Annotated in this window: 23 protein-coding genes; 17 read left to right on the forward strand and 6 right to left on the reverse strand. The window is 72.6% G+C overall.

Translation table 11 applies throughout. The annotated features are described in order from the left end of the window. The first annotated feature begins 157 nt into the window (after positions 1-157). From ABZ479_RS16995 to ABZ479_RS17005, 3 genes are read left to right on the forward strand one after another with little or no spacing between them, the layout of a single operon-like run. The gene (locus tag ABZ479_RS16995) at positions 158-805 is read left to right on the forward strand and encodes an HAD family hydrolase (protein WP_500462349.1); all 648 of its coding nucleotides are present in this window, start codon (positions 158-160) and stop codon (positions 803-805) included. A gap of 43 nt (positions 806-848) precedes the next feature. After that, complete coding sequence (locus ABZ479_RS17000) at positions 849-2,078, forward strand: MFS transporter (protein ID WP_500462350.1); 1,230 nt, start codon at positions 849-851, stop codon at positions 2,076-2,078. After that, the gene (locus ABZ479_RS17005; protein WP_500462351.1) at positions 2,029-3,204 is read left to right on the forward strand and encodes an acetoin utilization protein AcuC; all 1,176 of its coding nucleotides are present in this window, start codon (positions 2,029-2,031) and stop codon (positions 3,202-3,204) included. The genes ABZ479_RS17000 and ABZ479_RS17005 overlap by 50 nt, the downstream gene beginning before the upstream one ends. Before the next feature lie 50 nt (positions 3,205-3,254). Here ABZ479_RS17005 and ABZ479_RS17010 read toward each other — a convergent pair whose 3' ends face one another. Next, positions 3,255-4,808: a GMC family oxidoreductase gene (locus ABZ479_RS17010; RefSeq protein ID WP_500462352.1), complete on the reverse strand. Its 1,554-nt coding sequence runs from the start codon at positions 4,806-4,808 to the stop codon at positions 3,255-3,257. Positions 4,809-4,953: 145 nt separating this feature from the next. On the opposite strand from ABZ479_RS17010, the gene ABZ479_RS17015 reads away from it, so the two are divergent. The 5 genes from ABZ479_RS17015 to ABZ479_RS17035 all read left to right on the forward strand — a co-directional run bounded on the left by ABZ479_RS17015 (position 4,954) and on the right by ABZ479_RS17035 (position 8,761). Further along, positions 4,954-5,769, forward strand: a complete 816-nt coding sequence (locus ABZ479_RS17015) for a phosphatase (RefSeq protein WP_500462353.1) — start codon at positions 4,954-4,956, stop codon at positions 5,767-5,769. Between the two features lie 128 nt (positions 5,770-5,897). Then, positions 5,898-6,110, forward strand: a complete 213-nt coding sequence (locus ABZ479_RS17020) for a helix-turn-helix domain-containing protein (protein WP_018558718.1) — start codon at positions 5,898-5,900, stop codon at positions 6,108-6,110. 107 nt (positions 6,111-6,217) lie between these two features. After that, positions 6,218-6,316 carry a 30S ribosomal protein bS22 gene (locus ABZ479_RS17025; protein ID WP_003948845.1) on the forward strand — a complete coding sequence of 33 codons (99 nt, stop codon included), beginning with the start codon at positions 6,218-6,220 and terminating at the stop codon, positions 6,314-6,316. Between the two features lie 184 nt (positions 6,317-6,500). After that, positions 6,501-7,553, forward strand: a complete 1,053-nt coding sequence (locus ABZ479_RS17030) for an NAD-dependent epimerase/dehydratase family protein (protein WP_500462354.1) — start codon at positions 6,501-6,503, stop codon at positions 7,551-7,553. A gap of 26 nt (positions 7,554-7,579) precedes the next feature. Next, positions 7,580-8,761: a lysophospholipid acyltransferase family protein gene (locus tag ABZ479_RS17035; RefSeq protein WP_500462355.1), complete on the forward strand. Its 1,182-nt coding sequence runs from the start codon at positions 7,580-7,582 to the stop codon at positions 8,759-8,761. 69 nt (positions 8,762-8,830) lie between these two features. Here the strand turns inward: ABZ479_RS17035 and ABZ479_RS17040 are convergent, their stop codons facing one another. From ABZ479_RS17040 to ABZ479_RS17050, 3 genes are all read right to left on the reverse strand, one after another. Next, entirely contained in the window at positions 8,831-10,021 is a 1,191-nt protein-coding gene (locus ABZ479_RS17040; protein ID WP_500462356.1) for a DUF5667 domain-containing protein, read from the reverse strand. 216 nt (positions 10,022-10,237) lie between these two features. Continuing rightward, on the reverse strand, positions 10,238-11,032 hold the full coding sequence (locus ABZ479_RS17045) for an ECF subfamily RNA polymerase sigma factor, BldN family (protein ID WP_499606295.1): 795 nt from the start codon (positions 11,030-11,032) through the stop codon (positions 10,238-10,240). A 308-nt stretch (positions 11,033-11,340) separates the two neighbouring features. Next, positions 11,341-12,270, reverse strand: coding sequence for an HAD family hydrolase (locus ABZ479_RS17050; RefSeq protein WP_499606297.1), 930 nt, complete (start codon positions 12,268-12,270; stop codon positions 11,341-11,343). 109 nt (positions 12,271-12,379) lie between these two features. Between ABZ479_RS17050 and ABZ479_RS17055 the strand changes: the two genes are divergently transcribed. The 8 genes from ABZ479_RS17055 to ABZ479_RS17090 all read left to right on the forward strand — a co-directional run bounded on the left by ABZ479_RS17055 (position 12,380) and on the right by ABZ479_RS17090 (position 20,653). Next, a complete protein-coding gene (locus ABZ479_RS17055) occupies positions 12,380-12,676 on the forward strand; it encodes a glutaredoxin family protein (protein ID WP_500462357.1) in 297 nt (98 codons plus the stop codon). A 93-nt stretch (positions 12,677-12,769) separates the two neighbouring features. Continuing rightward, complete coding sequence (locus ABZ479_RS17060; RefSeq protein ID WP_500462358.1) at positions 12,770-13,492, forward strand: 3'-5' exonuclease; 723 nt, start codon at positions 12,770-12,772, stop codon at positions 13,490-13,492. 131 nt (positions 13,493-13,623) lie between these two features. Then, a complete protein-coding gene (locus ABZ479_RS17065; RefSeq protein ID WP_499606301.1) occupies positions 13,624-14,394 on the forward strand; it encodes a redox-sensing transcriptional repressor Rex in 771 nt (256 codons plus the stop codon). Beyond that, positions 14,391-15,815, forward strand: coding sequence for a glutamyl-tRNA reductase (locus tag ABZ479_RS17070; protein ID WP_500462360.1), 1,425 nt, complete (start codon positions 14,391-14,393; stop codon positions 15,813-15,815). The genes ABZ479_RS17065 and ABZ479_RS17070 overlap by 4 nt, the downstream gene beginning before the upstream one ends. Continuing rightward, entirely contained in the window at positions 15,812-16,789 is a 978-nt protein-coding gene (gene hemC, locus ABZ479_RS17075; protein WP_499606304.1) for a hydroxymethylbilane synthase, read from the forward strand. Before ABZ479_RS17070 ends, hemC begins: the two co-directional genes overlap by 4 nt. Beyond that, the gene (locus tag ABZ479_RS17080) at positions 16,786-18,504 is read left to right on the forward strand and encodes a bifunctional uroporphyrinogen-III C-methyltransferase/uroporphyrinogen-III synthase (RefSeq protein ID WP_500462361.1); all 1,719 of its coding nucleotides are present in this window, start codon (positions 16,786-16,788) and stop codon (positions 18,502-18,504) included. Before hemC ends, ABZ479_RS17080 begins: the two co-directional genes overlap by 4 nt. 188 nt (positions 18,505-18,692) lie before the next feature. Continuing rightward, positions 18,693-19,697, forward strand: coding sequence for a porphobilinogen synthase (hemB, locus tag ABZ479_RS17085; RefSeq protein ID WP_500462362.1), 1,005 nt, complete (start codon positions 18,693-18,695; stop codon positions 19,695-19,697). 632 nt (positions 19,698-20,329) lie between these two features. After that, positions 20,330-20,653 carry a hypothetical protein gene (locus ABZ479_RS17090; RefSeq protein WP_499606308.1) on the forward strand — a complete coding sequence of 108 codons (324 nt, stop codon included), beginning with the start codon at positions 20,330-20,332 and terminating at the stop codon, positions 20,651-20,653. An 82-nt stretch (positions 20,654-20,735) separates the two neighbouring features. On the opposite strand, the gene ABZ479_RS17095 is transcribed toward ABZ479_RS17090, so the two are convergent. Together ABZ479_RS17095 and argS are read right to left on the reverse strand one after the other, a co-directional pair. Further along, positions 20,736-21,548 (reverse strand): DUF4253 domain-containing protein, encoded by an 813-nt coding sequence (locus tag ABZ479_RS17095; protein WP_500462363.1) that lies wholly within the window; start codon positions 21,546-21,548, stop codon positions 20,736-20,738. Positions 21,549-21,640: 92 nt separating this feature from the next. Then, positions 21,641-23,386: an arginine--tRNA ligase gene (gene argS, locus ABZ479_RS17100; RefSeq protein WP_500462364.1), complete on the reverse strand. Its 1,746-nt coding sequence runs from the start codon at positions 23,384-23,386 to the stop codon at positions 21,641-21,643. A gap of 128 nt (positions 23,387-23,514) precedes the next feature. On the opposite strand from argS, the gene lysS reads away from it, so the two are divergent. Continuing rightward, positions 23,515-25,182: a lysine--tRNA ligase gene (gene lysS, locus ABZ479_RS17105; RefSeq protein WP_500462365.1), complete on the forward strand. Its 1,668-nt coding sequence runs from the start codon at positions 23,515-23,517 to the stop codon at positions 25,180-25,182. The last annotated feature ends 117 nt before the right edge of the window (positions 25,183-25,299 follow it).

Here is a 25,299-nt window from a genome sequence, read left to right on the forward strand (position 1 = left end):
TTTCAGCGCCGATGGTACTGCAGGGGGGACCCTGTGGGAGAGTAGGACGCCGCCGAACAATTTTTAGCCTCAGCCCCCGAGTTGATACTCGGGGGCTGAGGCATTTTTGCGTTCGGCACCCGCAGGGCCGGGTCGTGTGCCCGACTACAGTGGGGCGGTGTACTACGACCTGGTCATCTTCGACAACGACGGCGTGCTCGTGGACAGCGAGCCGCTCTCCAACCGCATCCTGGCCGGCCTGCTGACGGAGCTGGGCCACCCCACCACGTACGAGGAGTCCGTCCGCGACTTCATGGGCGCCGCGATGCACCGCGTCCACGACCTGGTGGCGGAGCGCACGGGGCAACGGCTGCCGGAGGACTTCGACGCGACCTACTACGCGCGGGTCTTCGAGGGCTTCCGGCGTGAACTGCAGCCGGTGCCGGGCGTGGCGACCGTGCTGGGGAAGCTGGCGGCGGACGGGGTGCCGTTCTGCGTGGCGTCCTCCGGGAGCCACGAGCGGATCCGGGTGGCGCTCAAGAAGACCGAACTGTACGGGTACTTCGGCGAGGAGCGGATCTTCAGCTCGCAGGACGTCGGGCGGGGGAAGCCGGCGCCGGACCTGTTCCTGCACGCGGCGCGCACGATGGGTGTGGCGCCGGAGCGGTGCGCCGTGGTGGAGGACAGCCCGCTCGGGGTGCGGGCGGCGGTGGCGGCCGGGATGGACGCGTACGCGTTCACGGCGATGACGCCCGCGGAGAAGCTGGCCGGGGCGCGGGAGCTGTTCGCGGACATGGCCGAGCTGCCCGGGAAACTCTTTGTGTGATCTCCCTACCCGTGCGTAGCGTGCGGCCCTACGCTGCACGCTCATGGACGGCATCGACGGCGGTTTGCGCCACGGACGGGCCTCGTTGGCCGTCGGTTTCTTCGCGCAGGGGGCGGCCTTCGCGCTGCTGGTGACGCGGATCCCGGCCCTGCAGGACCGTTACGGCGTCAGTGACGCGCTGCTGCCCGCGTTCCTGGCCGCGGTGCCCGTGCTGGCGGGCGTCGGGAGCGTCGCCACCGAGCACCTGGTCAAGCGGGTGCGGCCGAGTGTGGTGCTGCGCTGGGTGCAGCCGGTGGTGTGCCTGGCGCTGCTGGGCGCCGGTGCCGGGAGCGCGCTGTGGCAACTGGCGGCGGCGTTGGCCGTGTTCGGGATATGCGTCGGTGCCCTGGACGCGTCCATGAACATGCTCGGGGTGAGCCTGCAGCGCGCGTACGGGCGCAGCATCATGCTGGGCTTCCACGCCGCGTACAGCTTCGGCGGCATCCTGGGTGCGTCGCTGGCCTGGGCGGGGGCGCACTGGCACCTGTCGCTGGCGGTGCTGTACGGGCCGGTGGTGGCGGTGCTGATCCCGCTGACGCTGGTGGCCAGTCGCTGGTACGTCGACCGGAGGGCGGAGGCGCAGGCCCAGGACGGCCCGGACGCACCGGTCGCGGCGCCGGTGGCGATGCGGTTGCTGCTCCCGCTCTGCCTGGTGATGGCGTTCGCGTACATCGGCGACTCCACCGTCTCCAACTGGAGCGCCAAGTACCTGCAGGACGTGCTCGGCGGTTCGGAGCAACTGGCGACCGTCCCGTACAACGTCTACATGGTCACCACCCTCCTGGGCCGTTCGGTCGGCGACCTCGGTGTGCGGCGCTTCGGGGCGGCCGCGGTGGTGCGGGCCGGTGCGCTGCTGGCGGCGGCGGGCTTCGCGGTGGTCGCGGCCGCGCCGGGCGCGTGGGCCGGGATGGCCGGGTTCACGTTGCTGGGGCTCGGTTTGTGCGTGATCGTGCCGCAGACGTTCGCGGCCGCCGGGCGGCTCTTCCCGGGGGCGTCGGACACCGCGATCGCCCGGCTGAACATCTTCAACTACGTCGGTTTCCTCGTCGGTTCCCCCCTGGTGGGCGCGCTCGGCGACGCCTGGAGCTACCGGGGGGCGATGCTGGTGCCGATGGTGCTGGTGGCGGCGACGCTGCTGTACGCCCGCTCGTTCGGGGCGGACCCCGCCCGATACGGTGTCGACCATGAGCGGCCGCGCACAGCTGATGTGGGACGAGCAGGTAACGGGCTATGACTTCGGTCGCGGCCACCCGATGGACCCGGTGCGGCTCGCGCTGACCATGGGGCTGGTCCGGTCGCTCGGACTCGACCGGGCGGTCACGGTCGCCGCGGCCCCCGTGGCCGGCGACTCGACGCTGCGCCTGGTGCACGACGCGGAGTACGTGGCGGCGGTGCGCCGCGCCTCCGCCGACCCCAAGGGCATGACGGAACTGGCGTACGGCCTCGGCACCGAGGACACCCCGGCGTTCGAGGGCATGCACGAGGTCTCGGCGCTCATCGCGGGCCAGTCGGTCGGGGCCGCCGAGGCGGTGTGGCGGGGCGAGGTGTCGCACGCGGTGAACTTCGCGGGCGGACTGCACCACGCGATGCCCGGGATGGCCTCGGGCTTCTGCGTGTACAACGACGCCGCGCTGGCCGTCGCCCGGCTGCTGGAGCTGGGCGCGGAGCGCGTCGCGTACGTGGACGTGGACGTGCACCACGGGGACGGCGTCCAGACGGCGTTCTGGGACGACCCGCGCGTGCTGACGATCTCGCTGCACGAGCACCCCCGCACGCTTTTCCCGCAGACCGGCTGGCCGGAGGAGACCGGCGGCGCGGCCGCGGAGGGCGGCGCGGTGAACGTCGCGCTGCCGGCCGGCACCGGGGACGAGGGCTGGCTGCGGGCGTTCGACGCGGTCGTCCCGGAGCTGCTGGCGTCGTTCCGGCCGCAGGCGCTGGTGACCCAGCACGGCGCGGACACGCACTTCGAGGACCCGCTGGCGCACCTCGCGGTGAGCCTGGACGCGCAGCGGGCCGTGGCGGAGGCGCTGCACGGCCTGGCGCACGAGCACGCCGAGGGCCGCTGGGTCGCCCTGGGCGGTGGCGGCTACGCGGTGGTGGACGTGGTGCCCCGGACGTGGACGCACCTGGTGGGCATCGCCGCCGGGCGGCCGGTCGCGCCGGAGACGGCGACGCCCGAGGAGTGGCGGGCGGAGGTGTACCGCAGGACGCGGCAGATGGGGCCGCTGCGGATGACGGACGGGCGGGACGCGGCGTTCACCGGTTTCCACGACGCGGGGTACGACCCGGCGGACCGGCTGGACCAGGCGATCCTGGCGACCCGGCGGGCGGTCTTCCCGTTGCACGGGCTGCTGCCCTGAGCCGCTCCCGGGCAGGGCGCGCTCCCGCGGGGAGGCGGGGTCAGGCGCGGTCAGGCGCCGTTGCGCAGTAGCTCCGCGGCCCGCTCGGCGATGGCGTGGACGGTGGCGTTGGTGTTCGCCGAGACCGGGGCCGGCATCACGGACGCGTCGGCCACGCGCAGGCCGTCGACGCCGCGTACCCGCAACTGGGGGTCGACGACGGCGTAGGCGTCGGTGCCGATGCGGCAGGTGCCGGCGTAGTGGTTGTAGGAGCGCAGGTTGCGGCGGAGGTAGGCGCGCAGCTCCGTCGCGCCGGTGGTGTCCGGGCCGGGGAGGACCTCCTCGCCGTACCAGTCGGCCAGCGCGGGGTCGGCGGCGATCTCCCGCGCCGCGTCCAGGCCCCGCGCCATCGTGTCGAGGTCGCGGACGTCGGCGTAGTAGCGGGGGTCGATCAGCGGTGGCGCGCCGGGGGCGGTGCCGGAGAGCCGGACCGTTCCGTGGCCGTACGGCGCCATGAGGGCGACCATGACCGTCCAGCCCTCGCCGGCGGCGGGCCCGGGCAGGCTCTCCTCGCGGACCGGTACGTCGACGACCTGCAACTGCACGTCGGGGCCCGGTGCGTCGGGCCGGGTGCGGATCAGTCCCTGGACCTCGCCGTGGCCGTTGGCGCCCGGCGGGACGGGTCTGGGGGAGCGTACGACGATGCCGGAGAGCACGTGGTCCAGCAGGTGGGAGCCGACGCCGGGCAGGTGCACGGCGGTGGGGATGCCCCAGTGGCGCAGGTGGTTGCGGGGGCCGATGCCGGAGAGCATCAGCACGTGGGGGGTGCCGACCGCGCCCGCGGTCAGGACGACCTGCCCCGAGGGGGAGCAGCGGGCGGTGCGCGGCTGCCCGTCGACGGTGTACTCCACGCCCGTGCAGCGGCCGCCGGCCAGCAGGACCCGGTGCGCGAGGGCCCCGGTCACCACGTGCAGGCCCGGCCGGTGCAGTACGGGGCGCAGGTAGGCGGTGGCGGCGTCCTGGCGTACGCCGTCGGCGATGCTGAGGTCGCCCCAGCCGAAACCCTCCTCCAGGCCGCCGGCGAGGTCGTGCGCCCGGGGGTGGCCGGTGCCGAGCGCGGCGCGCAGGAAGTCCCGGGCGAGGGGGTGGCGACGGACGGCGGGGCCGACGCGCAACGGGCCGTCCGTGCCGCGCAGTTCCGGGTCGCGGTCGGGGACGCCGGTGACGTTCTCGCTGCGGCGGAAGAAGGGCAGCAGGTCGTCCCAGCCCCAGCCGTCGGCGCCCTCGGCGGTCCAGGCGTCGTAGCCGGAGCGGTGGCCGCGCAGGAAGTTCATGGCGTTGACGGCCGAGCTGCCGCCCAGGACGCGGCCGCGGGGCCACGGGACGGTGAGGCCGGTCTCGGTCTGCGGCACGGTGCGGTCCGCCCAGTCGAGGGAGGTGCCGAGCAGGCCCGGCCAGGCGGCCGGGACGGAGACCTCCGGGGGGTGGTCGGCCGCGCCGGCCTCGAGGAGCAGTACGCGGGCCGCGTCGTCCTCGGAGAGGCGGGCGGCGAGCACGCAGCCCGCGGTACCCGCCCCCACCACGACGTAGTCGAACCCGCCGGCGCCGGCGGAGGTGTCGGCCACGGTGGACCTCCCCTCGCTGTCGCGCGGTACGCCTGCATTGTACGGAGGGCCCCACCGGGGGCGCGGACCCGAACAACCGCCCCTCGGGAGTGATGTTCGGGCCGTTCCGGCACGTGGGCGGGCGGGGACGGCCACCATCGGCTGCGTGGTGACTGTTGCCGCGCTGCGCGCGCATCTGGTGGGGGCGGGGATCGCGGGGGTCGTGACGACACCGCGGGAGAAGAGCCTGCGCAGCTACCGGCTGTTCGTGGCGGGCGATCCGCGGCAGACGCTGGGGCTGGAGCCGGCGCGGCCCTGGACGCAGACCGGTCTCCTGCGGTTGATGGCCGACCGATGTGGGGTTTCGCCTGACCCGGGGCACACTTCCGGGCAGGATGTGATCGACCCGGACCGTACGCTCGCGGGGCTGGAGGCCTTCGCCGTCCGGCTGGGGGAGGCCGCGCAGCGCAGGGAGCCCGTCCTCATCGGTACTGGTCACCCGCATCGGCTGCTCGGGTTCTACGCCGGATTGGCGGCCGCCCTGTCGGCGGCGGGATGTCCCGTCCTCACCCCATCGCATGGCCGATGTATCGACATGGCGACCCGATTCGGCCTACGCACGTACAACCTCTGGTACGTAGGGGGCGTCGCGACGGTCCGGGATGCGCCGGGTGGGGGCGCCCGTGGTGCGCCGTCGGTACACACGCACTCCCCGCTCCCGGTTCGGGCCGCGCTGGCGGGTGCGGCAGGACGCGGGGGGCTGCTGCCGAGCCTCGTGGTGGGAGACCACGGCTGGGTCTGCGGAGCAGGTCAGCTGGGCATCGAGGCCATCGGACTGGCCGATTCGGACGACCCGGCGGTGTTCGTCGCGGAGACGGAGGGCAGGGTCTCGGTCGTGGTTCCGCTTGATGACGCTGTGCGGTCCGATTACTACCGACCGCTTACGCGCTATGTACTCAATCGAGCGTGTCTGTCACAGTAGTCAACCGATCGCTACTCCTCTTCCCCACTTGCATCACCCGCACCTAATCTGGGGAGGAGCGCACGTGCGAGAGGGAGTCACCGGAGGGGAAGCCGGTGCCCGTCATGTGCGGAAGGTTCAGGTGTGTCATGGCTTCAAGCGAGAGGCCTCTCAACGAGGTCGTGTTCCTGACCGTGGCAGAGGTCGCCGCGGTGATGCGAGTGTCCAAGATGACCGTGTACCGGCTGGTGCACAGCGGTCATCTGCCGGCGATCCGGGTGGGGAGGTCCTTCCGGGTCCCGGAGCAGGCCGTCCATGACTATCTTCGGGAGTCCTACGTGGGGGTGGGGGAAACTGCCTGACGACCGCCTCGGTTTCTGCTCGGCGCTTGCGGACGGGTAGGCTGTGCCGACGTAGGTCGTGTGGGCTCGGACGCCCCGCACCGAGTGAAAACGAAGCGAGGGTAGTCGTGGGCTCTGTCATCAAGAAGCGGCGCAAGCGTATGGCCAAGAAGAAGCACCGCAAGCTGCTGAAGCGTACGCGTGTGCAGCGTCGCAACAAGAAGTAAGCGAGCTACGCGTCGCACTTCGCTGCCCTCCCGCCCCCACGGACCGTGGGGGCGGGAGGGCAGTTGCGTTCCCGGGGGCCGGCGGGCCGTGCCCCCTTGACGGTGCTCGTACGTTCGGGCGTCATCACGGCGCAACATCGAACCGATACGGTGCGTACATGCGGTGCGAGGGAAGGCGCTGATCTTGGGCAAAGTGGTGCTGGTGACCGGAGTGGCCCGCCGGCTCGGCGGCCGGCTGGTACGACGTGTGATGCGCGACCCCGACGTCGACCGGGTGATCGCGGTCGACACGATGCCGCCCACGCACCAACTGGGCGGTGCCGAGTTCGTCCGTGCCGACATCAGGCACCCGATGATCGCGAAGGTGCTGGCGGAGCACTCGGTCGACACGGTGGTCCACATGGACGTCAGCGGCACCCTGCCGGGCCGCAGCAGCCGGACCGCGGTCAAGGAGACCAACGTCATCGGCACGATGCAGCTGCTCGGCGCGTGCCAGAAGGCCCCGACGGTGCGCCGCCTGGTGGTGAAGTCCACCACGAGCGTCTACGGCTCCGCGCCCCGCGACCCCGCGGTCTTCACCGAGTCCATGCCGCCCAAGTCGCTGCCCAGCGGCGGCTTCGCGAAGGACGCGGTCGAAGTCGAGGGCTACGTACGCGGCTTCGCACGACGTCGCCCGGACGTTGCCGTATCGGTTCTGCGGTTCGCCAACATCCTGGGCCCCCGGGCCGACACGCCCCTCGCGGAGTACTTCGCGCTGCCGGTGCTGCCGACCGTGTTCGGCTACGACCCGCGGCTGCAGTTCGTCCACGAGGACGACGTCGTCGACGTCCTGATGCTGGCCCTGCGGGACGAGCGCAACGGGACGATCAACAGCGGCACGTTCAACATCGCCGGTGACGGGGTGCTCCTGCTGTCGCAGACCGCGCGGCGGCTGGGCAAGCCCACGGTGCCGGTGCTGCTGCCCGCCGTCACGTGGGTGGGGCAGGTGCTGCGCACGGCCGGCGTCACCGACTTCTCGCGTGAGCAGATCCGGTTGCTGACCCACGGCAGGGTCGTGGACACCACGCAGATGCGCGAGACGCTCGGGTTCGCCCCGAGGTACACCACCGCCGAGACCTTCAGCGACTTCGCCCGCAGTCGCGGCCCCGGCCTGCTGCCGCCCGACCGGCTCGCCGAGGCCGTCGACCGGCTCGCCGCGCTGGTCCCGGCGGGCGGCCCCCGAGGACTGAGCTCGTGAGCACTGCTGCGAGGAGGAACCGCACCATGGCGGACGCCAAGGTCATCCCGTTCGACGAGGACACGCGGACACGGAGGGGGACGCCGCGCTCGCGCGGGCGGGCCGCGGCCCGCGGCAAGGCGGCCGGCGACACCGGGAACCCGGTGGCCGCCCTGCCGGTCGAGGAGCGCACCGCGGACGCCGCGGCGGGGACCGGCGCCGCCGAGGACGCCGTGACGGCCTCCGCGGACGCGCCGGGCACCGGTGGTGCCGGTGAGGCGTCCGAGGGCGCCGGGACCGCCCCGGAGGGCGCCGAGGGGCCGTCCGGCGGCACCGCGGGCACCCCGCTGGCGGCGGCCCTCGGCTCGGCGGCGGACCGGCTGCTGGGCGCGCCCTGGGAGCGCCGGGTGGCGCACGGGCTGGCCTTCCTGCGGCGCCGGATCACCGGCGACTACGAGGTCGACGACTTCGGCTACGACGAGGAGCTCACCGACCAGGTCCTGATGTCGCTGCTCCGGCCGCTGTACGAGTCGTACTTCCGGGTCGAGGTGAAGGGCATCGAGAACATCCCGGCCGAGGGCGGGGCCCTGGTGGTGGCCAACCACTCCGGGACGCTGCCGCTGGACGGGCTGATGATGCAGGTCGCCGTCCACGACCACCACCCCGCGGGGCGGCACCTGCGCCTGCTGGCGGCGGACCTGGTGTTCGTGCTGCCGCTCGTCAACGAGCTGGCCCGCAAGGCCGGTCACACCCTTGCCTGCGCGGAGGACGCGCAGCTGCTGCTGGAGCGCGGTGAGGTCGTCGGGGTGATGCCCGAGGGCTTCAAGGGGCTGGGCAAGCCCTTCTCCGAGCGCTACAAGCTGCAGCGCTTCGGGCGGGGCGGTTTCGTCGCGACCGCGCTCAAGACCGGGGTGCCGATCGTCCCGTGCTCCATCGTGGGCGCGGAGGAGATCTACCCGATGGTCGGCAACGCGAAGACGGTGGCGCGGCTGCTGGGCTTCCCGTACTTCCCGCTGACGCCGACCTTCCCGTGGCTGGGTCCGCTGGGCATGGTGCCGCTGCCGACGAAGTGGACGATCCAGTTCGGCGAGCCCATCCCGACGGACGGCTACGCGCCGGAGGCGGCCGAGGACCCGATGCTGGTGTTCAACCTGACCGACCAGGTACGGGAGACCATCCAGCACACCCTCTACAAGCTGCTGGTGCAGCGCCGGTCGGTCTTCTTCTAGGACGACTCGGGTTCCAGGACGACGTGGGCCGGGGCGTGATGCCCCGGCCCACCGCCGTGAGGCGCTCGCTCAGTCGCCCCTGTCGTCCTCGGCGCTGAGCCCGAGGCCCGGGAGCAGCCCGGGCAGCAGCGGCGGGAGGGTGACCGACGGCTGGGTGCCGTCGCCGCCCGGGGAGCCGCTGCTCGGCGTGGGGTCGAGCAGATCGCCCGTGCCGCCGATGAGGCCGCCCTCCGCAGTGCGGGACGCCGACGGGCTGGACCTGTCGTCGCCGCGCTCGTCGGCCGAGCCGCTGGCGGAACCGCTGACCGAGGGCGAGGGCCCCCGGGTGCCGCTCGCGGAGCGGCTGCCGCTGCCCGGCAGGCCGCGGCCGTCACCGTGGCCGGAGCCGGTGTCGGGCGGCAACAGCTTCTGCAGCGGGGCCACTTCGTCCTCTATGGCGTCGAAGACCGAGGTGACCCGGTTGCCCATGTCGTCGAGCCGGGAGGGGAGCCGGCCGCGCAGTTCCGTCCAGCCCTTGCGGTGGTTGCTGGAGAACGCGGACAGCGTCTCGATCGGCCTCAGCGAACCGTCCTTGCGGTACGCGGCGGCGAGCAGCCGGTGGCCCTCGGTGGCCTCCTGCTGCATCCCCGACAGCGCCCTGCGGATCTCGCCCACGGACTCGTCGTCGAGCTCGCCGCCCCGGCCGCGTTCCATGAGGCGGCGGGCCTCCTGGAGCCGGGTGGAGGCGAGGTCGAGGTAGACCTTGCCGCGGTCGGCGTCGTCGTCGGCGAGGTTGAGGCGCATGTCCTCCATGCCCCGTTTGAGGCCGTAGAGGGTGTCGCCGGGCAGTGCGTCCGTGCTCGCGGCGGCGACGCCGCCGAGGGCGCCGGCCGCCACACCGACGGAGAGACCGCCGGCGGCGAGCCTGCGCGACCACGCGGAGCGCGGCTTCAGCTTGCCGATACCGCGGCCGCCGGCGCGGTGCGTGCCCCGGCCGCCGTCACGCTGTACGGGAACCGTCAGGGTGCCGTCGGCGAGCGCGGCCTCCATGGCGGCGATCAACTGGGCACGCTGGACGGTCTTGGTCTCCGGTTCCAGCACCGGTCGCGGTACGTCCCGCAGGGCGTCCGCCAGGGCCAGGAACGTGCCCTGGTCCGGATCCGCATGCCGGTCCGCGGCGTGGGCACCGTGCTGTACGCCGGCACCCGTCTGGGGGCCTTCGCCCTCGAGGGCGTCGGCGAAGGCGTTGGCCCGCCGGTGCGCCGTTGGATTCGCGATCACGGGCGGCACCTCCTCTCGTCATCCACCTCGACTCCCCGGAGTGCCTTCAAGGTTGTGCACCTTGAGCCTTTCCACCCGATCGAGTGATCGGAAGCGGGCAGGGCACGGCATTGGGGGGTCCGCATGTGATGCAACGAGTGCCGCCCGAGTTGGGTTACGCAGTCATGATGATCGGACCGTGGAGGCAGTCGCAAGATGAAGATCCATCCATCGCGCTCATCGCGCGTCGTCGGGGAGCAGCCGGGCGAGGGTCCGTACGGCCCGGTACTGCAGGGTCTTGATCGCGCCCTCGTTCTTGCCCATGATGCGGGCCGTCTCGGCGACCGAGAGCCCCTGCAGGAAGCGCAGCGTCACGCACTCCTGCTGCTGGGGGTTGAGCTTGCGGACGGCCCTGAGCAGCGACTCGTTGGACAGCGCCTCCAGGACGCAGTCCTCCGGGCTGGGCTCGACCTCGTTGGCGTCGAGCATCTCCCCGGTGGTCACCTCCAGCCGGAACCGGCTGGACTTGAAGTGGTCGGCCACCAGGTTGCGCGCGATGGTGACCAGCCAGGCGCCGAAGTCGCGTCCCTGCCAGGTGAAGGTGCCGATGCGGCGCAGCGCGCGCAGGAACGTCTCGCTGGTCAGGTCCTCGGCGGTGGCCTTCCCCCCGACCCGGTAGTAGATGTACCGGTAGACCGTGTCGGAGTAGTGGTCGTAGAGCCGCCCGAAGGCCTCGGTCTCGCCCGCCTGCGCGCGCTCGACCAGGTCCATCATGCGTCCGCTGTCGCTGTCGGCCGCCGGCCGGCGCGGGGTGGCGCCCGTGGTCCGGTCGGCCTGCTGGGTGTTGCGGGAACGTCTGCCGACCGTGGCCCGGCCGTCGGCCAGCGCGTAGGCGCGGCCGGCGGGCGTTGCCGCCGTGGCGAGTGCGGGGACTGGCACGGCGTACGCGGGGACGACGCGCAGCAGGTGCTCAGCCACCAGTGCGCGCAGCGTAGCCAGGCCAGAGGCGTCAACCCCGGTGTGTGGGTACACGGGACTCCCAGAGGCAGAACTTCCATCACGTGCAGTACGGAACCGTTCACCCGTCGTGGCGACGTGTGGGTACCGGCTTGCGTCTGAGGAGAATAACGCTTCGTACAGGCGACGCTACACCGAGTTGCTGAAATCGTCGGTTCCGCCCACTCTCTGGCGGAATGGTGATCGATCAATTATCGAACACCGAAACAGTGTTGACCACATAGCGTCGTGAAATGCTCGCGTGGAGAGCGTGTTGTGGCTGTGTGGCTCACCGTGAACTGACGGGGTGCCAGAGGGTGACCCCGGGCGTGTCGCCCGGGGCCCTAGCGGCGGCGGCGCTGCAGGGCCATCGCGGCGGCCGCGCCGCCCGCCACGGCGCCCACGCCCGCGGCCGCCGGGATGCCGATCTTCGCCGCCTTGCGGCCCGTACGGTAATCGCGCAGGCGCCAGCCCTTTTCGCGAGCGTGCTTGCGCAGACGCGTATCAGGATTGATCGCATATGGATGTCCGACGAGCGACAGCATCGGGATGTCGTTCGACGAATCGCTGTACGCGGCGCAGCGCGAGAGTTCGAGTCCCTCCGCGGCGGCGAGCGCCTTGACGGCCTCGGCCTTGGAGGGGCCGTGCAGCGGCTCGCCGACCAGCCGGCCGGTGTAGACGCCGTCGACGTGCTCGGCGACCGTGCCGAGGGCGCCGGTGAGGCCGAGCCTGCGGGCGATGATCGTGGCGGTCTCCACCGGGGCGGCCGTCACGAGCCAGACCCGCTGGCCGGCGTCGATGTGGGCCTGGGCGAGCGCGCGGGTGCCGGGCCAGATCTTGTCGGCCATGTACTCGTCGTAGATCTCCTCGCCGATGGACATGAGTTCCTCGACGCGGTGCCCCTTGATGATCGTGAGCGCGCTCTCCCGCACCTCCTGCATGTGCTCGGGGTCCTCGGACCCGGCGATCCGGAAGTACGCCTGCTGCCAGGCGAAGCGCACGAGGTCGCGGCTCTGGAAGAACTTCCGCTTGTACAGGCCGCGCCCGAAGTGGAAGATCGCGGCGCCCTGCATCACGGTGTTGTCCAGGTCGAAGAAGGCGGCCGCGTGCGGATCGCCGGCCACCGGGAACGCGGGGGCGCCCGCCGGGTCGTCCTTCTTCCCCGCGGGTGCCGCGGGAGCCGCGAGCGCGGCCTCCGCCGCGGCCTCGCCGGCCAGCACGCTGCGCGCGGTGGCGGAGCGCTTACGGGGGGTGAGCCATCGCAGAGCGGCCATGGGGCGAGCATAGCCAGTCCGTTGGGCAACTCCGGTGCACCGATGGAGCAGGTGAATGAACTCCTCGCGACGAGGGTGTTACCGCGGGTCGGGAGTTGACGGGGGCAGAATGGCCGGCATGAGCCCTCTGTTCGGACGCCAAGCGCGCGAAGCCCCGAAGGACCCGGCCGGCCGGACGGTGACGCTGATCGCCAAACCCGGCTGCCACCTGTGCGACGACGCGCGGACGGTGATCCGCAGGGTCGTCGACGACCTCGGCGCGCGCTTCGAGGAGAGGGACATCACGCGCGACGAGGAGCTGCACGACCGGTACTGGGAGCAGATCCCGGTCGTCCTCATCGACGGTGAGCAGCACACCTTCTGGCGTGTCGACGAGGCCAGGCTGCGGCGCGGGCTGGGCGCCTGAGGGCCCTGGTGCGACAGGTGGGCGATTTGCGTGTGTTCCTCTGGACGCGTGTGCTCGATTACCATCAAGGCGTTTTGTGTACAGCGGGGGTGCGTGAGTAAGGACGGTGACTGCGTGCTCCCGGGCAGGCTTCAGACGCGCGGCGGCTTCGCCGTGGTCGATCTCGAGGCCACCGGTGCCAGTTCGCGGCGCCACAGGGTGGTCGAACTGGCCGTGGTCCTGCTGGACCGCGACTTCGGGTACGAGGGCGAGTTCTCCACCCTCGTGGACCCCGAGGGGCCGGTCGGGCCCACCCACATCCACGGCATCGAGTCCCGCCACGTCGAGGCGGTCGGCGCCCCCCTGTTCGGGCAGATCGCCCCGAGGCTGCTGGGGCTGCTGCGCGGCAGGGTGCTGGTGGGGCACAACGTCGGCTGCGACCGCGCGTTCCTGGCGGCGGAGTACGCCCGGCTCGGGGTGGAGTTCCCCGTCGTGCCGGAACTGTGCACCATGCGGATGGCCGCGCTGCGCGAACCCGCGCCGGGCGGGCTGAGCCTGCTGGCGTGCGCCGAGGCGGCCGGGCTGACCGGCTGGACCGCGCACACGGCGCTGGGCGACGCCCGCGCCACGGCCCGGTTGTTCGCCTCGTACGTCCTGGACCCCCCGGGTGGACCCGCGCAGGCCGAGAAGGCGCTGGCGCGCGCGGGGGCGGTCGAGTGGCCGCAGTTGGCCGGGGCGGACGCGCTGTGGGTGGGACGCCGGAGTGCGGAGCGGGCTCCGGCGTGGAACGTTCCGTCGCAGCAGAAGGTTTCTTATGTCCGTAATGGGGGTGCGTGATGCCGGTCACTTCCCCCGGGCAAATCGGACACCATCTTTGTGCACGCGTTCACAAAGACATAGCCTGGCGTGCACGGGGCGGTCCCGACGAAGGGTGCCGCTCGCAGCCCAGCTCTACCCGCAGGAGCATCGTGGCAACTGGCCGAACTCACCGACCGGCGACCCGCAGCCGAGGGATTCCCGAGGCCACCGTCGCCAGGCTCCCGCTGTACCTGCGGGCCCTGACCGCGTTGTCCGAGCGATCGGTGCCCACCGTTTCCTCGGAGGAACTCGCGGCCGCCGCCGGGGTGAACTCCGCCAAGCTGCGCAAGGACTTCTCCTACCTCGGTTCCTACGGAACCCGCGGCGTCGGCTACGACGTCGAGTACCTCGTGTACCAGATCTCCCGTGAGCTGGGCCTCACCCAGGACTGGCCCGTCGTCATCGTCGGCATGGGAAACCTCGGGGCCGCGCTCGCCGGGTACGGCGGCTTCGCCTCCCGCGGTTTCCGCATCGCCGCGCTCATCGACGCGGACGTCCAGCTCACCGGCCGGCTCATCGCCGGGCTGCCCGTGCGGCACGCGGACGAGCTGGAGGGCATCGTCGAGGACAACCAGGTGTCCATCGGCGTGATCACGACGCCGGCCGGGGCCGCGCAGGAGGTCTGCGACCGCCTGGTGGGCGCCGGGGTCACCTCGATCCTCAACTTCGCCCCGACCGTGCTGACCGTCCCCGACGGGGTCGACGTCCGCAAGGTCGACCTCTCCATCGAGCTGCAGATCCTCGCCTTCCACGAACAGCGGAAGGCCGGCGAGGAGCTGGAGGGCAGCCTCGCGGCGCCCCCGGCGGCGGCCAAGGCGGGCCGTGACGGCGGCCGCCGTCCGGGACCTGACGGGGACGTCCCCGCCGTGATGCCGGCATGAGCCTCCTCGTCGTCGGACTGAGTCACCGCACCGCCCCCGTCAGCGTCCTGGAGCGTGCGGCGCTGGGTGAGGACACCAAGGGCAAGCTGCTGCTGGACGTGATGGCCGCCGAGCCCGCCGGCGAGGCCGCGGTGCTGTCCACCTGCAACCGCATCGAGCTGTACGCGGACGTGGACAAGTTCCACGCCGGCGTCGCCGAGCTGTCCACCCTGCTCGCCACGCACAGCGGCGTCGGTCTCGACGAGCTGACCCCGCACCTGTACGTGCACTACGAGGACCGGGCCGTCCACCACCTGTTCTCGGTCGCCTGCGGCCTGGACTCCATGGTCGTCGGCGAGGGCCAGATCCTCGGCCAGATCAAGGACACCCTGAGCCTCGGCCAGGAGCTGCACACCGCGGGTCGCTCCCTGAACGACCTGTTCCAGCAGGCGCTGCGGGTCGGCAAGCGGGCGCACTCCGAGACCGGCATCGACCGGGCCGGGCAGTCGCTGGTCACCTTTGGCCTGGAGCAGATGGCCCAGGCGGTCGGCGGCGTCCCCTTCGAGGAGTGGGGCAAGGGCAAGCGCGCCCTGGTCGTCGGCGCCGGATCGATGAGCTCGCTGGCCGCGACCACCCTCGCCCGCGCGGGGGCGGGCGAGATCGTGGTCGTCAACCGCACCCACGAGCGTGCCGAGCGCCTCGCCGAGAGCGTCGGCGGCCGTGCCGCGTACCTGGAGGACCTGGCCGGCGAACTGTCGTCCGCGGACATCGTCGTCTCCTGCACGGGGGCGACCGGGCTGGTGCTCACCGCCGACACCGTGGCCCGCGCCACGCTCTCCCGGGCCCTGCGCTCCGGCGGCGAGCCGGTGGCGCCCATCGGGATGCTCGACCTCGCCCTGCCGCGCGACATCGACCCGCTGGTGCACTCCCTGGACGGCGCCCACGTCATCGACCTGGAGACCATCGCCGAGGCCGCCGCCGACGCCCCGATGGCCGCGGACGTCGACGAGGTGCGAAAGATCGTTTCGGCTGAGGTGGCCGCCTTCGGCGCCGCCCAGCGCGCCGCGCACATCACGCCGACCGTCGTCGCGCTGCGCGCCATGGCCGCCGACGTGGTCGCCACCGAACTGGCGCGCCTCGACGGCCGCCTCCCCGACCTGGACGAACGGCAGCGCGCGGAGGTCACCCAGACCGTGCGCCGCGTCGTCGACAAGCTCCTGCACGCGCCTACTGTGCGGGTCAAGCAGCTCGCGGGAGAGCCCGGCGGCGCCGGGTACGCCGACGCGCTGCGCGAACTCTTCGACCTGGACCCCCAGGCGGTCGCCGCGGTCAGCAGGGCCGACTCACCGCGCACGCCGGTGATCCCCTCCGCCGCCTCGGCCGTACCGCCGGTGGCGTCGGCTGCTTCAGCAACGAGTGACTCGAATCGAGGGCGGGCATGACGAGCCCAACCGCACTGAAACTGGGAACCCGGCGCAGCGCGCTGGCGATGGCGCAGTCCGGCATGGTGGCCGAGCAGGTCCGCCGGATCACCGGCCGTGACGTGGAACTGGTGGAGATCACCACCTACGGCGACGTCTCGCGCGAGCACCTGGCGCAGATCGGCGGCACCGGCGTCTTCGTCTCCGCCTTGCGCGACGCGCTGCTGAGCGGCGAGATCGACTTCGCCGTCCACTCCCTCAAGGACCTGCCGACCGCCGACCCCGAGGGCCTGACCCTCGCCGCGGTCCCGCTCCGTGAGGACCCGCGCGACGCGCTGATCGCGCGTGACGGCCTCACCTTCGAGCAACTGGCCGCCTCCCCCCGGGGAGCCCGCATCGGCACCGGCTCGCCGCGCCGCATGGCGCAGCTCAACGCCTGGGCCCGCTCGATGGGGGTGCGCGTCGAGACCGTGCCGATCCGCGGCAACGTCGACACGCGCATCGGATACGTTGCCTCGGGCGACCTCGACGCCGTCGTGCTCGCCGCCGCCGGGCTCAGCCGGCTGGGGCGCCTCGCGGAGGCCACCGAGCTGATCTCCGCCGACGTCGTGCTGCCCGCTCCCGGACAGGGAGCGCTGGCCGTCGAATGCCCTGCGGACGACGCAGGGCTCGTCTCCGTGCTCGCCGAGCTCGACGACCCGTTCACCCGGGCCGCCGTGACCGCCGAGCGCGCACTGCTCGCCGCCCTCGAGGCCGGCTGCTCCGCGCCCGTGGGCGCGCTGGCCGAGCCTGCCTTCGAAGGCGTCGGCGAGCCCATCACCGAGCTGCGCCTGCGCGGTGTCGTCGGGACCACCGACGGCTCCTCGCTGGTGCAGATGTCCATCACCGGTCCGACCCCCGCATCCCGGGACGAAGCCGTGGCCCTCGGCCGCGAGCTCGCCGACGAGATGCTCGCCAAGGGCGCGGCCGGTCTTATGGGGGAGCGCGAACTTTGAGCCCCACCGCCGCCGCAGCGACCAACACGACCGCAGACGCCACCGCGGCCGGGCCGGCAGGACCGGCAGGCCGGACGGCCACCGCGGGCCGCACCGGGACCGCGGGCACGGGAACCCCGGGTTCCGTCCTCGGGCACGTCACCTTCCTCGGTGCCGGGCCCGGTGACCCCGGGCTGCTGACCCTGCGCGCCGTCGAGGCGCTCGCCCACGCCGACGTCCTGATCGGTGACCAGCACGTGCTGGACGTCGTGACGGCCCACGCCCGGCCGGGCGTGGACACGGCACAGCCGGGCGACGCCGAAGGGGAGTTGAGCCCCTCGGCCGCTGCCGCCAAGCTTTTCATGGCCTCCGCGCGCACCGGCAAGCGGGTGGTCCGTGCGATCGCCGGCGACCCCGGACTCGACTCCGCGGCCGCCGGTGAGATGCTCGCCTGCGCGCAGGCCGGCATTCCCTTCGAGGTCGTGCCGGGCGTGGCCGCGGCCGTGGGCGTGCCCGCGTACGCGGGTGTGCCGCTCAGCGGCGACGTGCGCTTCGTGGAGGCCGCGACCGCGTCGGGGCGGTGCTGGAACGAGGCGGGCGCGAGCGACGCGACCCTGGTCGTCTCCACCACCCTGCAGACGGTCGCCGCCAACGCGGCGGAGCTGGTCTCCGGGGGCCGCAAGCCGGACACCCCGCTGACCGTGACGGTCGCCGGCACGACGACCCGCCAGCGCACCTGGACGGCGACCCTGTCGACGATCGCGGCCGAGCTGAAGGCGACGAAGGCGCTGCCCACGCCGGAGGGCCCGATCGCGGCGATAGCCGTGGTCGGCGAGCCGACCACGCGGCGCGACCTGCTCTCCTGGTTCGAGACCAAGCCGCTGTTCGGGTGGAAGGTGCTCGTCCCGCGCACCAAGGAGCAGGCCGCCTCGCTCTCGGACCAGCTGCGCTCCTACGGTGCCGTGCCGCACGAGGTGCCCACGATCGCGGTGGAGCCGCCCCGCACCCCGCAGCAGATGGAGCGCGCGGTGAAGGGCCTGGTCACCGGGCGGTACGAGTGGATCGCCTTCACCTCGGTGAACGCCGTCAAGGCCGTCCGTGAGAAGTTCGAGGAGTACGGGCTCGACGCGCGCGCCTTCGCCGGGATCAAGGTCGCGGCGGTGGGCGAGCAGACGGCCGCGGCGCTGGTGGACTTCGGCGTGAAGCCGGACCTGGTGCCCAGCGGCGAGCAGTCCGCCGCGGGCCTGCTGGAGGACTGGCCGCCCTACGACCCCGTCTTCGACCCGATCGACCGGGTCTTCATGCCGCGCGCCGACATCGCGACGGAGACGCTCGTGGCCGGGCTCGTGGAGCTCGGCTGGGAGGTCGACGACGTCACCGCCTACCGGACCGTGCGGGCTTCCCCGCCGCCGGCGGAGACCCGTGAGGCGATCAAGGGCGGCGGGTTCGACGCGGTGCTGTTCACCTCGAGCAGCACGGTGCGCAACCTCGTCGGCATCGCGGGCAAGCCGCACAACGTGACGGTGATCGCCTGCATCGGCCCGGCCACCGCGAAGACCGCGGAGGAGCACGGGCTGCGGGTGGACGTGATGGCCCCGGAGCCGTCCGTCCACGCGCTGGCGCAGGCGCTGGCGGACTTCGGCGTCCGGCGGCGCGAGACGGCGATCGCCGCGGGCGACCCCGTCACGCGGCCCAGCGAGCGGCGTCCCGGCTCCCGTCGCAGGGCCCGCGTCTGAGGCCACCCCGGCCGCGTTCGCTCCGTGCCCCCGGCTCCCTCCCGGAGCCGGGGGCCGCTGCGTTCCGGGGCGGCGCCGGGACGGTCCGGGGCCAGTGCCGGGCCGACAACGGGTCGGCATGAGCACGGCGCCCACGGGCGTACCGTGGAACGCGGAAAACGGCCCGGGACGGAGAAAGGCGCGGCGCGATGACGAGCGGAAGCGGAAGCGGACACGGTCAGTTCCCCGGTACGAGGCCCCGCCGGCTGCGCACGACGCCCGCGATGCGCCGCCTCGTCGCGGAGACCCGGCTGCACCCCGCCGAGCTGATCCTGCCCGCCTTCGTCCGTGAGGGCGTGCACGAGCCCGTGCCGATCACGGCCATGCCCGGCGTCGTCCAGCACACCCGCGACACCCTCCGCAAGGCGGCCGTCGAGGCGGCCGAGGCGGGCGTCGGCGGGATCATGCTCTACGGGGTGCCGCTGGACGAGAAGAAGGACGCCGTCGGCACGCCCGGCACGGACCCGGACGGGATCCTGCAGGTGGCGATCCGGGACGTGATCAGCGAGGTCGGGGACGCGCTGGTGGTCATGTCCGACCTGTGCCTGGACGAGCACACCGACCACGGTCACTGCGGAGTGCTGGACGCCGAGGGCCGGGTGGACAACGACGCGACCCTGGAGCGCTACGCCGAGATGGCGCGGGTGCAGGCCGACGCGGGCGCGCACGTGCTGGGCCCGAGCGGCATGATGGACGGTCAGGTGGGGGTGGTGCGGCAGGCGCTGGACGCCGCCGGTCACCAGGACGTCTCCATGCTGGCCTACACGGCGAAGTACGCCTCGGCGTTCTACGGGCCGTTCCGTGAGGCCGTGGGCTCCTCGTTGAAGGGCGACCGCAAGACGTACCAGCAGGACCCGGCGAACCTGCGCGAGTCGCTGCGCGAGCTGGCGCTGGACATCGCCGAGGGCGCCGACATGGTGATGGTGAAGCCGGCGCTGCCGTACCTGGACGTGGTGGCGAAGGTCGCCGAGGCCGTCGACGTGCCGGTCGCGGCGTACCAGGTCAGCGGTGAGTACGCGATGGTCGAGGCGGCCGCCGAGCGCGGCTGGATCGACCGCGAGCGCGCCATCATGGAGACCCTGACCGGGATCCGCCGCGCCGGTGCGCAGCTGATCCTCACCTACTGGGCGACCGAGGTGGCCTCGCAGCTCTGAGGTCTGCGGCCGCCCGGCTCGTGGGTACCGGTCGCCACCGCGCACCGGACGCCCAGGGCGCGGCGTGGTGCCGCGTCCGGCGAACACCCGTACCGGGCACGCGAGTCCGGCCCGTCGCGGGAGCTGCGACGATCTCCGGCCCGTCCGTGCGTGTGCACGGGCGCGGCTGAGCACCGCGGACGGATGTGGAAGGGCCTGCCCCCGTGAGGGGTGGGCCCTTCGTCCGTTCCCGGGGGCCTCGGCTCTTCGGGTCCGGGGCCCTGTCGGAACGTGGAGGGCACGGGACGTGACGCCCCCTCAGCGTGGGGCGGCCGTCGCGCAGCCGTGGGGCCGCCGGCCGGGTGTGACCGGCGGCAGAGGAGTGATCATGCCCGGCCGGGTCTGCAGCCGGGACGGTCACCTGCCGAAGGAGGCGGGGCGGCGTTCTTCCCGCCCTGCCCGGACGCGGTGCCCACAGATGATCGCGCGCAGGACGCGGATGCGGACGGCGCGGTTCCAGGTCCTCCGGCATTTCATTACATCAAGTGGCGTTGGTGTCGATTCGGACTTAACGGCCTAAGTGGGTGGGAAATTCACAGCAAGTCCACAGCAGGCGGAGGCACAAGGGCCTCCGCCGTGAAAGGAGAACCGCGATGCGGATTCCCCGATTCGCCGCCGCGCTGGGCGTCGCTGCCGCCGTCCTGCTGGGCGGCGCCGGCGCTGCCGGCGCCGCAACGCCGCCCACGGCGGCGGTGTCGCAGACGACCCAGGCGACAAACGACCGGGGCGGCGAGTACCGGTACGACGGTGACCGCGGCCGGGGCGGCCGTGAGTTCCGCCGTGACCGGGGCCGTGACGGACGCGAGTACCGCCGCGGCGGGCGCGACGGCCGCTGGCACCACCGCCACCACCGGCACCACCCGCGCTGGCACCACCGCCACCACCGTCACGACCACCGCTGGCACTTCCACCGCTGAGCGGTCCTGACCGGGTTGTCTCGGGGGTGTCCTTCCACCGCGGGGAAGGACACCCGTACCTCGGGCCCGGCCGGAAGCCGGCCTAGTCCCACCAGAAGGACCAGACGGGGGCGTCCACCAGGGATCCGGCGTACGCGCGCAGCGAGCCGTCGCCCTGGGTGACGTTGTCCGGGCAGAAGGCGAAGTGCTCGGCGGCCACGGCCTCGGCCTCCGCCACGGTGGCCGGCGGCGCGGCCACGGAGACGACGAGCACGTCGAAGCCGACGGCCACGACGCGCACGCCGAAGCGCTCCTCCCAGGAGCGCAGGACCGAACAGAGCCGGGCCACGTCGTACTCGTGGTTGCACGGCCCCGTCCAGCCGATGGCGGCGGGGACGTCGGCGCTGCGCCGGGCGGGGACGAGGGCCGCTCGGGGGTCCTTGATCCATCCCGCCTCGACCACGGACGCGGCGACCTCGGCCGCCCTGACGTCCGGGTCGGCCTCGAACTCCCGCGCGGGCGCGAGGCCGGGCCACGTCCGGCCGAACGGGGCGACCAGGTCGCCGTCGTCCTCGTCGGGCTCCTCTTCCCACCCGCCCTCCCAGAAGCCGGCGAGGACCTCGTCGGCTTCGTGGTCGCCGGGGTAGGACATCGCCCCGGGGTCCAGGTCCCTGGTGGTGGGCAGCGCCCCGTCCATGGAGAGCAGCACCGGGAGCAGACCCGCCGTCATCCGCGCGGGGAGCAGCCGTTGCCAGGAGGCGGGTTCGGCGGGCCCTTCCGCGTGCCAGAGCAGCGGTTCGTGCCGGCGGCCGTCGCGCGTGGTGTCGACGAGCGTGCCGGGCGGGAGGTCGAGGCCCAGGGACCGGCCGGCCGGGTCCTGCGCGAGCTTCGGGAGCTGGTTGGGGAGCATCGCCATGGCCGTGAATCTAGGGGTGCCCACCGACAGCGGCGGCCCCGGGGGAGTGATGACTCCCGCCGGGGCCGCCGACGTACGGACGCGGGGGCGCGTCAGAGGCGCTCGGGCGTGCGGATGCCGAGCAGCGCCATGCCCTGCCGCAGGGTGCGGGCGGTCAGGTCGCAGAGGAAGAGGCGGTTCTCCCGCAGCTCCGCGGTCTCGGCCTTCAGGACCGGGCACTGGTCGTAGAAGGTGGTGTACGCCGAGGCCAGCGCGTACAGGTACGAGGCCAGCTTGTGCGGCTCGTACGTCTCCGAGACGCTCGCCAGGGTCTCCGCGAACCCGTCCAGCAGCAGGCCGAGCGCCCGCTCGGCCGGGGCCAGCGGCAGCTCGGGGTGGGCGACCGGCTTCGCGTCGCCCGCCTTCCGCAGGATCGACTGGATACGCGCGTACGCGTACTGCAGGTACACGCTCGTGTCGCCGTTGAGCGAGACCATCCGGTCGAGGTCGAAGACGTAGTCCCGGCCCAGCGAGGTGGACAGGTCGGCGTACTTGATCGCGCCGATGCCGACCTCCTTGGCCCGGTCGGCGACCTCCTCGTCCGTCAGATCGGGGGACTTGTCCCGGATGACGGTCGCGGCCCGCTCCACGGCCTCGTCCAGCAGGTCGACCAGCCGGAAGGTCTCACCGGACCGGGTCTTGTACGGCTTGCCGTCCTTGCCGAGCAGGGTGCCGAACGGGATGTGGAGCGCCTTGACCTCGTCGGTCAGCCAGCCCGCCCGCTTGGCCGTCTCGAAGACCATCTTGAAGTGCAGGGCCTGCCGGGAGTCCACCACGTACAGCAGCGTGTTCGCGTGCAGGTCGGCGGTGCGGTTGCGGATCGCGGACAGGTCGGTCGCGGCGTAGCCGAAGCCGCCGTCGGCCTTCTGCACGATCAGCGGGACCGGCTCGCCGTCCTTGCCCTTGACGTCGTCGAAGAACACGCACAGCGCGCCCTCGGAGCGCACGGCGACGCCGGACTCCTCCAGCAGCTTGCAGGTCTCGACGAGCATGTCGTTGTAGCCGGACTCGCCGACGACGTCCTCGTCGCGGATCTCGATGTCCAGCTTGTCGTAGACCGAGTTGAAGTAGATCTTCGACTCGTCCACGAAGCGCTGCCACATCGCCAGCGTCTCCGGCTCGCCGGCCTGGAGGTCCACGACCCGCTTGCGCGACCGGGTCTTGAAGTCGTCGTCGGAGTCGAAGACCGTCCGGGAGGCCTTGTAGAGCCGGTTGAGGCGCGACATGGAGGCCTCGCCCGCCTCCTCGCCGGCCTCGGACGTCCCGTGGTCCAGCTCGTGCGGGTGCTCCACCAGGTACTGGATGAGCATGCCGAACTGGGTGCCCCAGTCGCCAATGTGGTGGCGCCTGACCACCGTCTCGCCCTCGAACTCCAGGATCTTGACGAGCGCGTCGCCGATGACCGAGGACCGCAGGTGGCCGACGTGCATCTCCTTGGCCACGTTCGGCTGCGCGTAGTCGATCACCGTGATGCCGGGGTCGGCCTTGGCGGGCACGCCGAGCCGGTCGTCGGCGGCCCGGGCGGCCAGCGTACGGGTGATCGCGGCGTCGGAGACGGTGATGTTCAGGAAGCCGGGGCCCGAGACCTCGACGTCGGCGATGAGGCCGTCGTCCTTCGGGAGGGCGGCCACGACCTCGGCGGCCAGCTCGCGCGGGTTCGCCTTGTTCCGCTTGGCGAGGCCCAGCACACCGTTGGCCTGGAAGTCGGCCCGGTCGCTACGTCGCAGCAGCGGGTCGGCACCGAGGGCGTCAGCGACGCGCTGCTGGATCGTGGCGGAAAGCGAGTTGACCGAGGCCATGGGATGGGTGCTTCCTGAGAGGGATCGGAGATCAACCCTCAGTATCCCACGCGCTACCACTCATTTTTCTCTGGGACAATTGCCGGGTACCGCGCTACCCGCTGCACAGGTGGAAGGAAGTCGAGACAGTGGCTCAGAGCACCGAGGCCGACTGGGTCGCCCGCTTCGCGGACGACGTCATCGCGGAAGCCGAGCGGCGGGCTCCGGGCAAGAAAATCACCGTCGCCTCCGGGATCAGCCCGTCCGGGCCGATCCACCTCGGCAACCTGCGCGAGATCATGGTCCCGCACCTGGTCGCCGACGAGATCAAGCGGCGCGGCGTGCCCTGCGAGCACATCCTGTCCTGGGACGACTTCGACCGTTACCGCAAGGTGCCGGCGGGCTACGACCCGTCGTACGCCGAGCACATCGGCAAGCCGCTGACGGCTGTCCCGGCGCCCGAGGGCAGCGCGTACGGGAGCTGGTCCGACCACTTCAAGGCGCCCTTCCGCGAGGCGCTGGCGGCGCTCGGCGTCGAGGTCACCGAGATCAGCCAGACCGTCGAGTACACCTCCGGCACCTACCGCGAGCAGATCCTGCACGCGATGCGCGAGCGCCGGCGGATCGACGAGGTGCTCGGCCGCTACCGGACGAAGAAGAAGGCCGGCGGCGAGGAGCAGGACGACGAGGAGGCCACGCTCGCGCAGGCCCCCGAGTACTTCCCGTACAAGCCGTACTGCACGGCCTGCGACAAGGACCTCACCACCGTCGTCGCCTACGACGACGACACCACCGAGCTCAGCTACGAGTGCCAGGCCTGCGGCAACCGCGAGACGGTCCGGCTGAGCGAGTTCGACCGCGGCAAGCTGGTGTGGAAGGTCGACTGGCCGATGCGCTGGGCCTTCAAGGGCGTGGACTTCGAGCCGTCGGGCGTGGACCACCAGTCGCCCGGCTCCTCGTGGATGGTCGGCCAGCAGCTGGTGCGCGAGATCTTCGGCGCCGAGCCGCCCATCGGCCCGATGTACGCCTTCGTCGGCATCAGCGGCATGGCCAAGATGTCCAGCTCCAAGGGCGGCGTGCCGATCGCGGCCGACGCCCTGCAGATCATGGAGCCGCAGCTGCTGCGCTGGCTGTACGCCCGCCGCCGGCCCAACCAGGCGTTCAACATCTCCTTCGGCGACGAGATCTCCCGCACCTACGACGAGTGGGACGCGCTGGAGCGCAAGGTCGCCGAGGGCGCGGCCGCGCCGGTGGACCTCGCGGTGCACTCGCGGGCCGCGCGCACCGCGAGCGGCGAGCTGCCGACCACCCCGCGCAAGCTGCCGTACCGCACCCTCGCCTCCGTCGTGGACATCACGACCGGGGACGAGGAGCAGACGCTGCGCATCCTGCGCGACCTCGACCAGGAGCGGCCGCTGGCCTCCCTGGACGAGGCCCGGCCGCGGCTGGACTGCGCCGAGCGCTGGGTGAACACCCACGTCGAGCCGGAGGCCCGTACCCGGGTGCGCACCGAGCCCGACGCGGAGTCCCTCGCGGCCCTGTCCGGCGAGGAGCGGGAGGCCCTGAAGCTGCTGGTCGACGGGCTGCCCGAGCACTGGTCGCTGGACGGGCTGACCACCCTGGTCTACGGCGTGCCGAAGATCCAGGCCGGCTTCGCGCCCGACGCCAAGCCGACCCCGGAGATGAAGGTCGCCCAGCGGTCCTTCTTCGCCCTGCTCTACAAGCTGCTGGTCGGCCGGGACACCGGACCGCGGCTGCCCACCCTGCTGCTGGCCGTGGGCCAGGACCGGGTGCGGGAGCTGCTCGCGGGCAGCTGACCCCGGCTCGTACACGACGGCGGCGGGTGGCATGGCCACCCGCCGCCGTCGCGCGTTCCGGGGCGAATATTCGAACGCGTCGTGGCGCGTGGGGCGTTATGGTCGTCGGGCGCGGGG

It is taken from the genome of Streptomyces sp. NPDC005722 (assembly GCF_040630935.1).
Taxonomy (GTDB): Bacteria; Actinomycetota; Actinomycetes; order Streptomycetales; family Streptomycetaceae; genus Actinacidiphila.

What these genes read in the sequence shown, in the direction of transcription:
- ABZ479_RS17000 (WP_500462350.1), top strand. Translation starts at nt 849, where the DNA reads ATGGACGGCATCGACGGCGGTTTGCGCCACGGACGGGCCTCGTTGGCC.
- ABZ479_RS17005 (WP_500462351.1), top strand. Translation starts at nt 2,029, where the DNA reads ATGAGCGGCCGCGCACAGCTGATGTGGGACGAGCAGGTAACGGGCTAT.
- ABZ479_RS17020 (WP_018558718.1), top strand. Translation starts at nt 5,898, where the DNA reads ATGGCTTCAAGCGAGAGGCCTCTCAACGAGGTCGTGTTCCTGACCGTG.
- ABZ479_RS17035 (WP_500462355.1), top strand. Translation starts at nt 7,580, where the DNA reads ATGGCGGACGCCAAGGTCATCCCGTTCGACGAGGACACGCGGACACGG.
- ABZ479_RS17050 (WP_499606297.1), bottom strand. Translation starts at nt 12,270, where the DNA reads ATGGCCGCTCTGCGATGGCTCACCCCCCGTAAGCGCTCCGCCACCGCG.
- ABZ479_RS17055 (WP_500462357.1), top strand. Translation starts at nt 12,380, where the DNA reads ATGGCCGGCATGAGCCCTCTGTTCGGACGCCAAGCGCGCGAAGCCCCG.
- ABZ479_RS17070 (WP_500462360.1), top strand. Translation starts at nt 14,391, where the DNA reads ATGAGCCTCCTCGTCGTCGGACTGAGTCACCGCACCGCCCCCGTCAGC.
- hemC (WP_499606304.1), top strand. Translation starts at nt 15,812, where the DNA reads ATGACGAGCCCAACCGCACTGAAACTGGGAACCCGGCGCAGCGCGCTG.
- hemB (WP_500462362.1), top strand. Translation starts at nt 18,693, where the DNA reads ATGACGAGCGGAAGCGGAAGCGGACACGGTCAGTTCCCCGGTACGAGG.
- ABZ479_RS17090 (WP_499606308.1), top strand. Translation starts at nt 20,330, where the DNA reads ATGCGGATTCCCCGATTCGCCGCCGCGCTGGGCGTCGCTGCCGCCGTC.
- ABZ479_RS17095 (WP_500462363.1), bottom strand. Translation starts at nt 21,548, where the DNA reads ATGGCGATGCTCCCCAACCAGCTCCCGAAGCTCGCGCAGGACCCGGCC.
- argS (WP_500462364.1), bottom strand. Translation starts at nt 23,386, where the DNA reads ATGGCCTCGGTCAACTCGCTTTCCGCCACGATCCAGCAGCGCGTCGCT.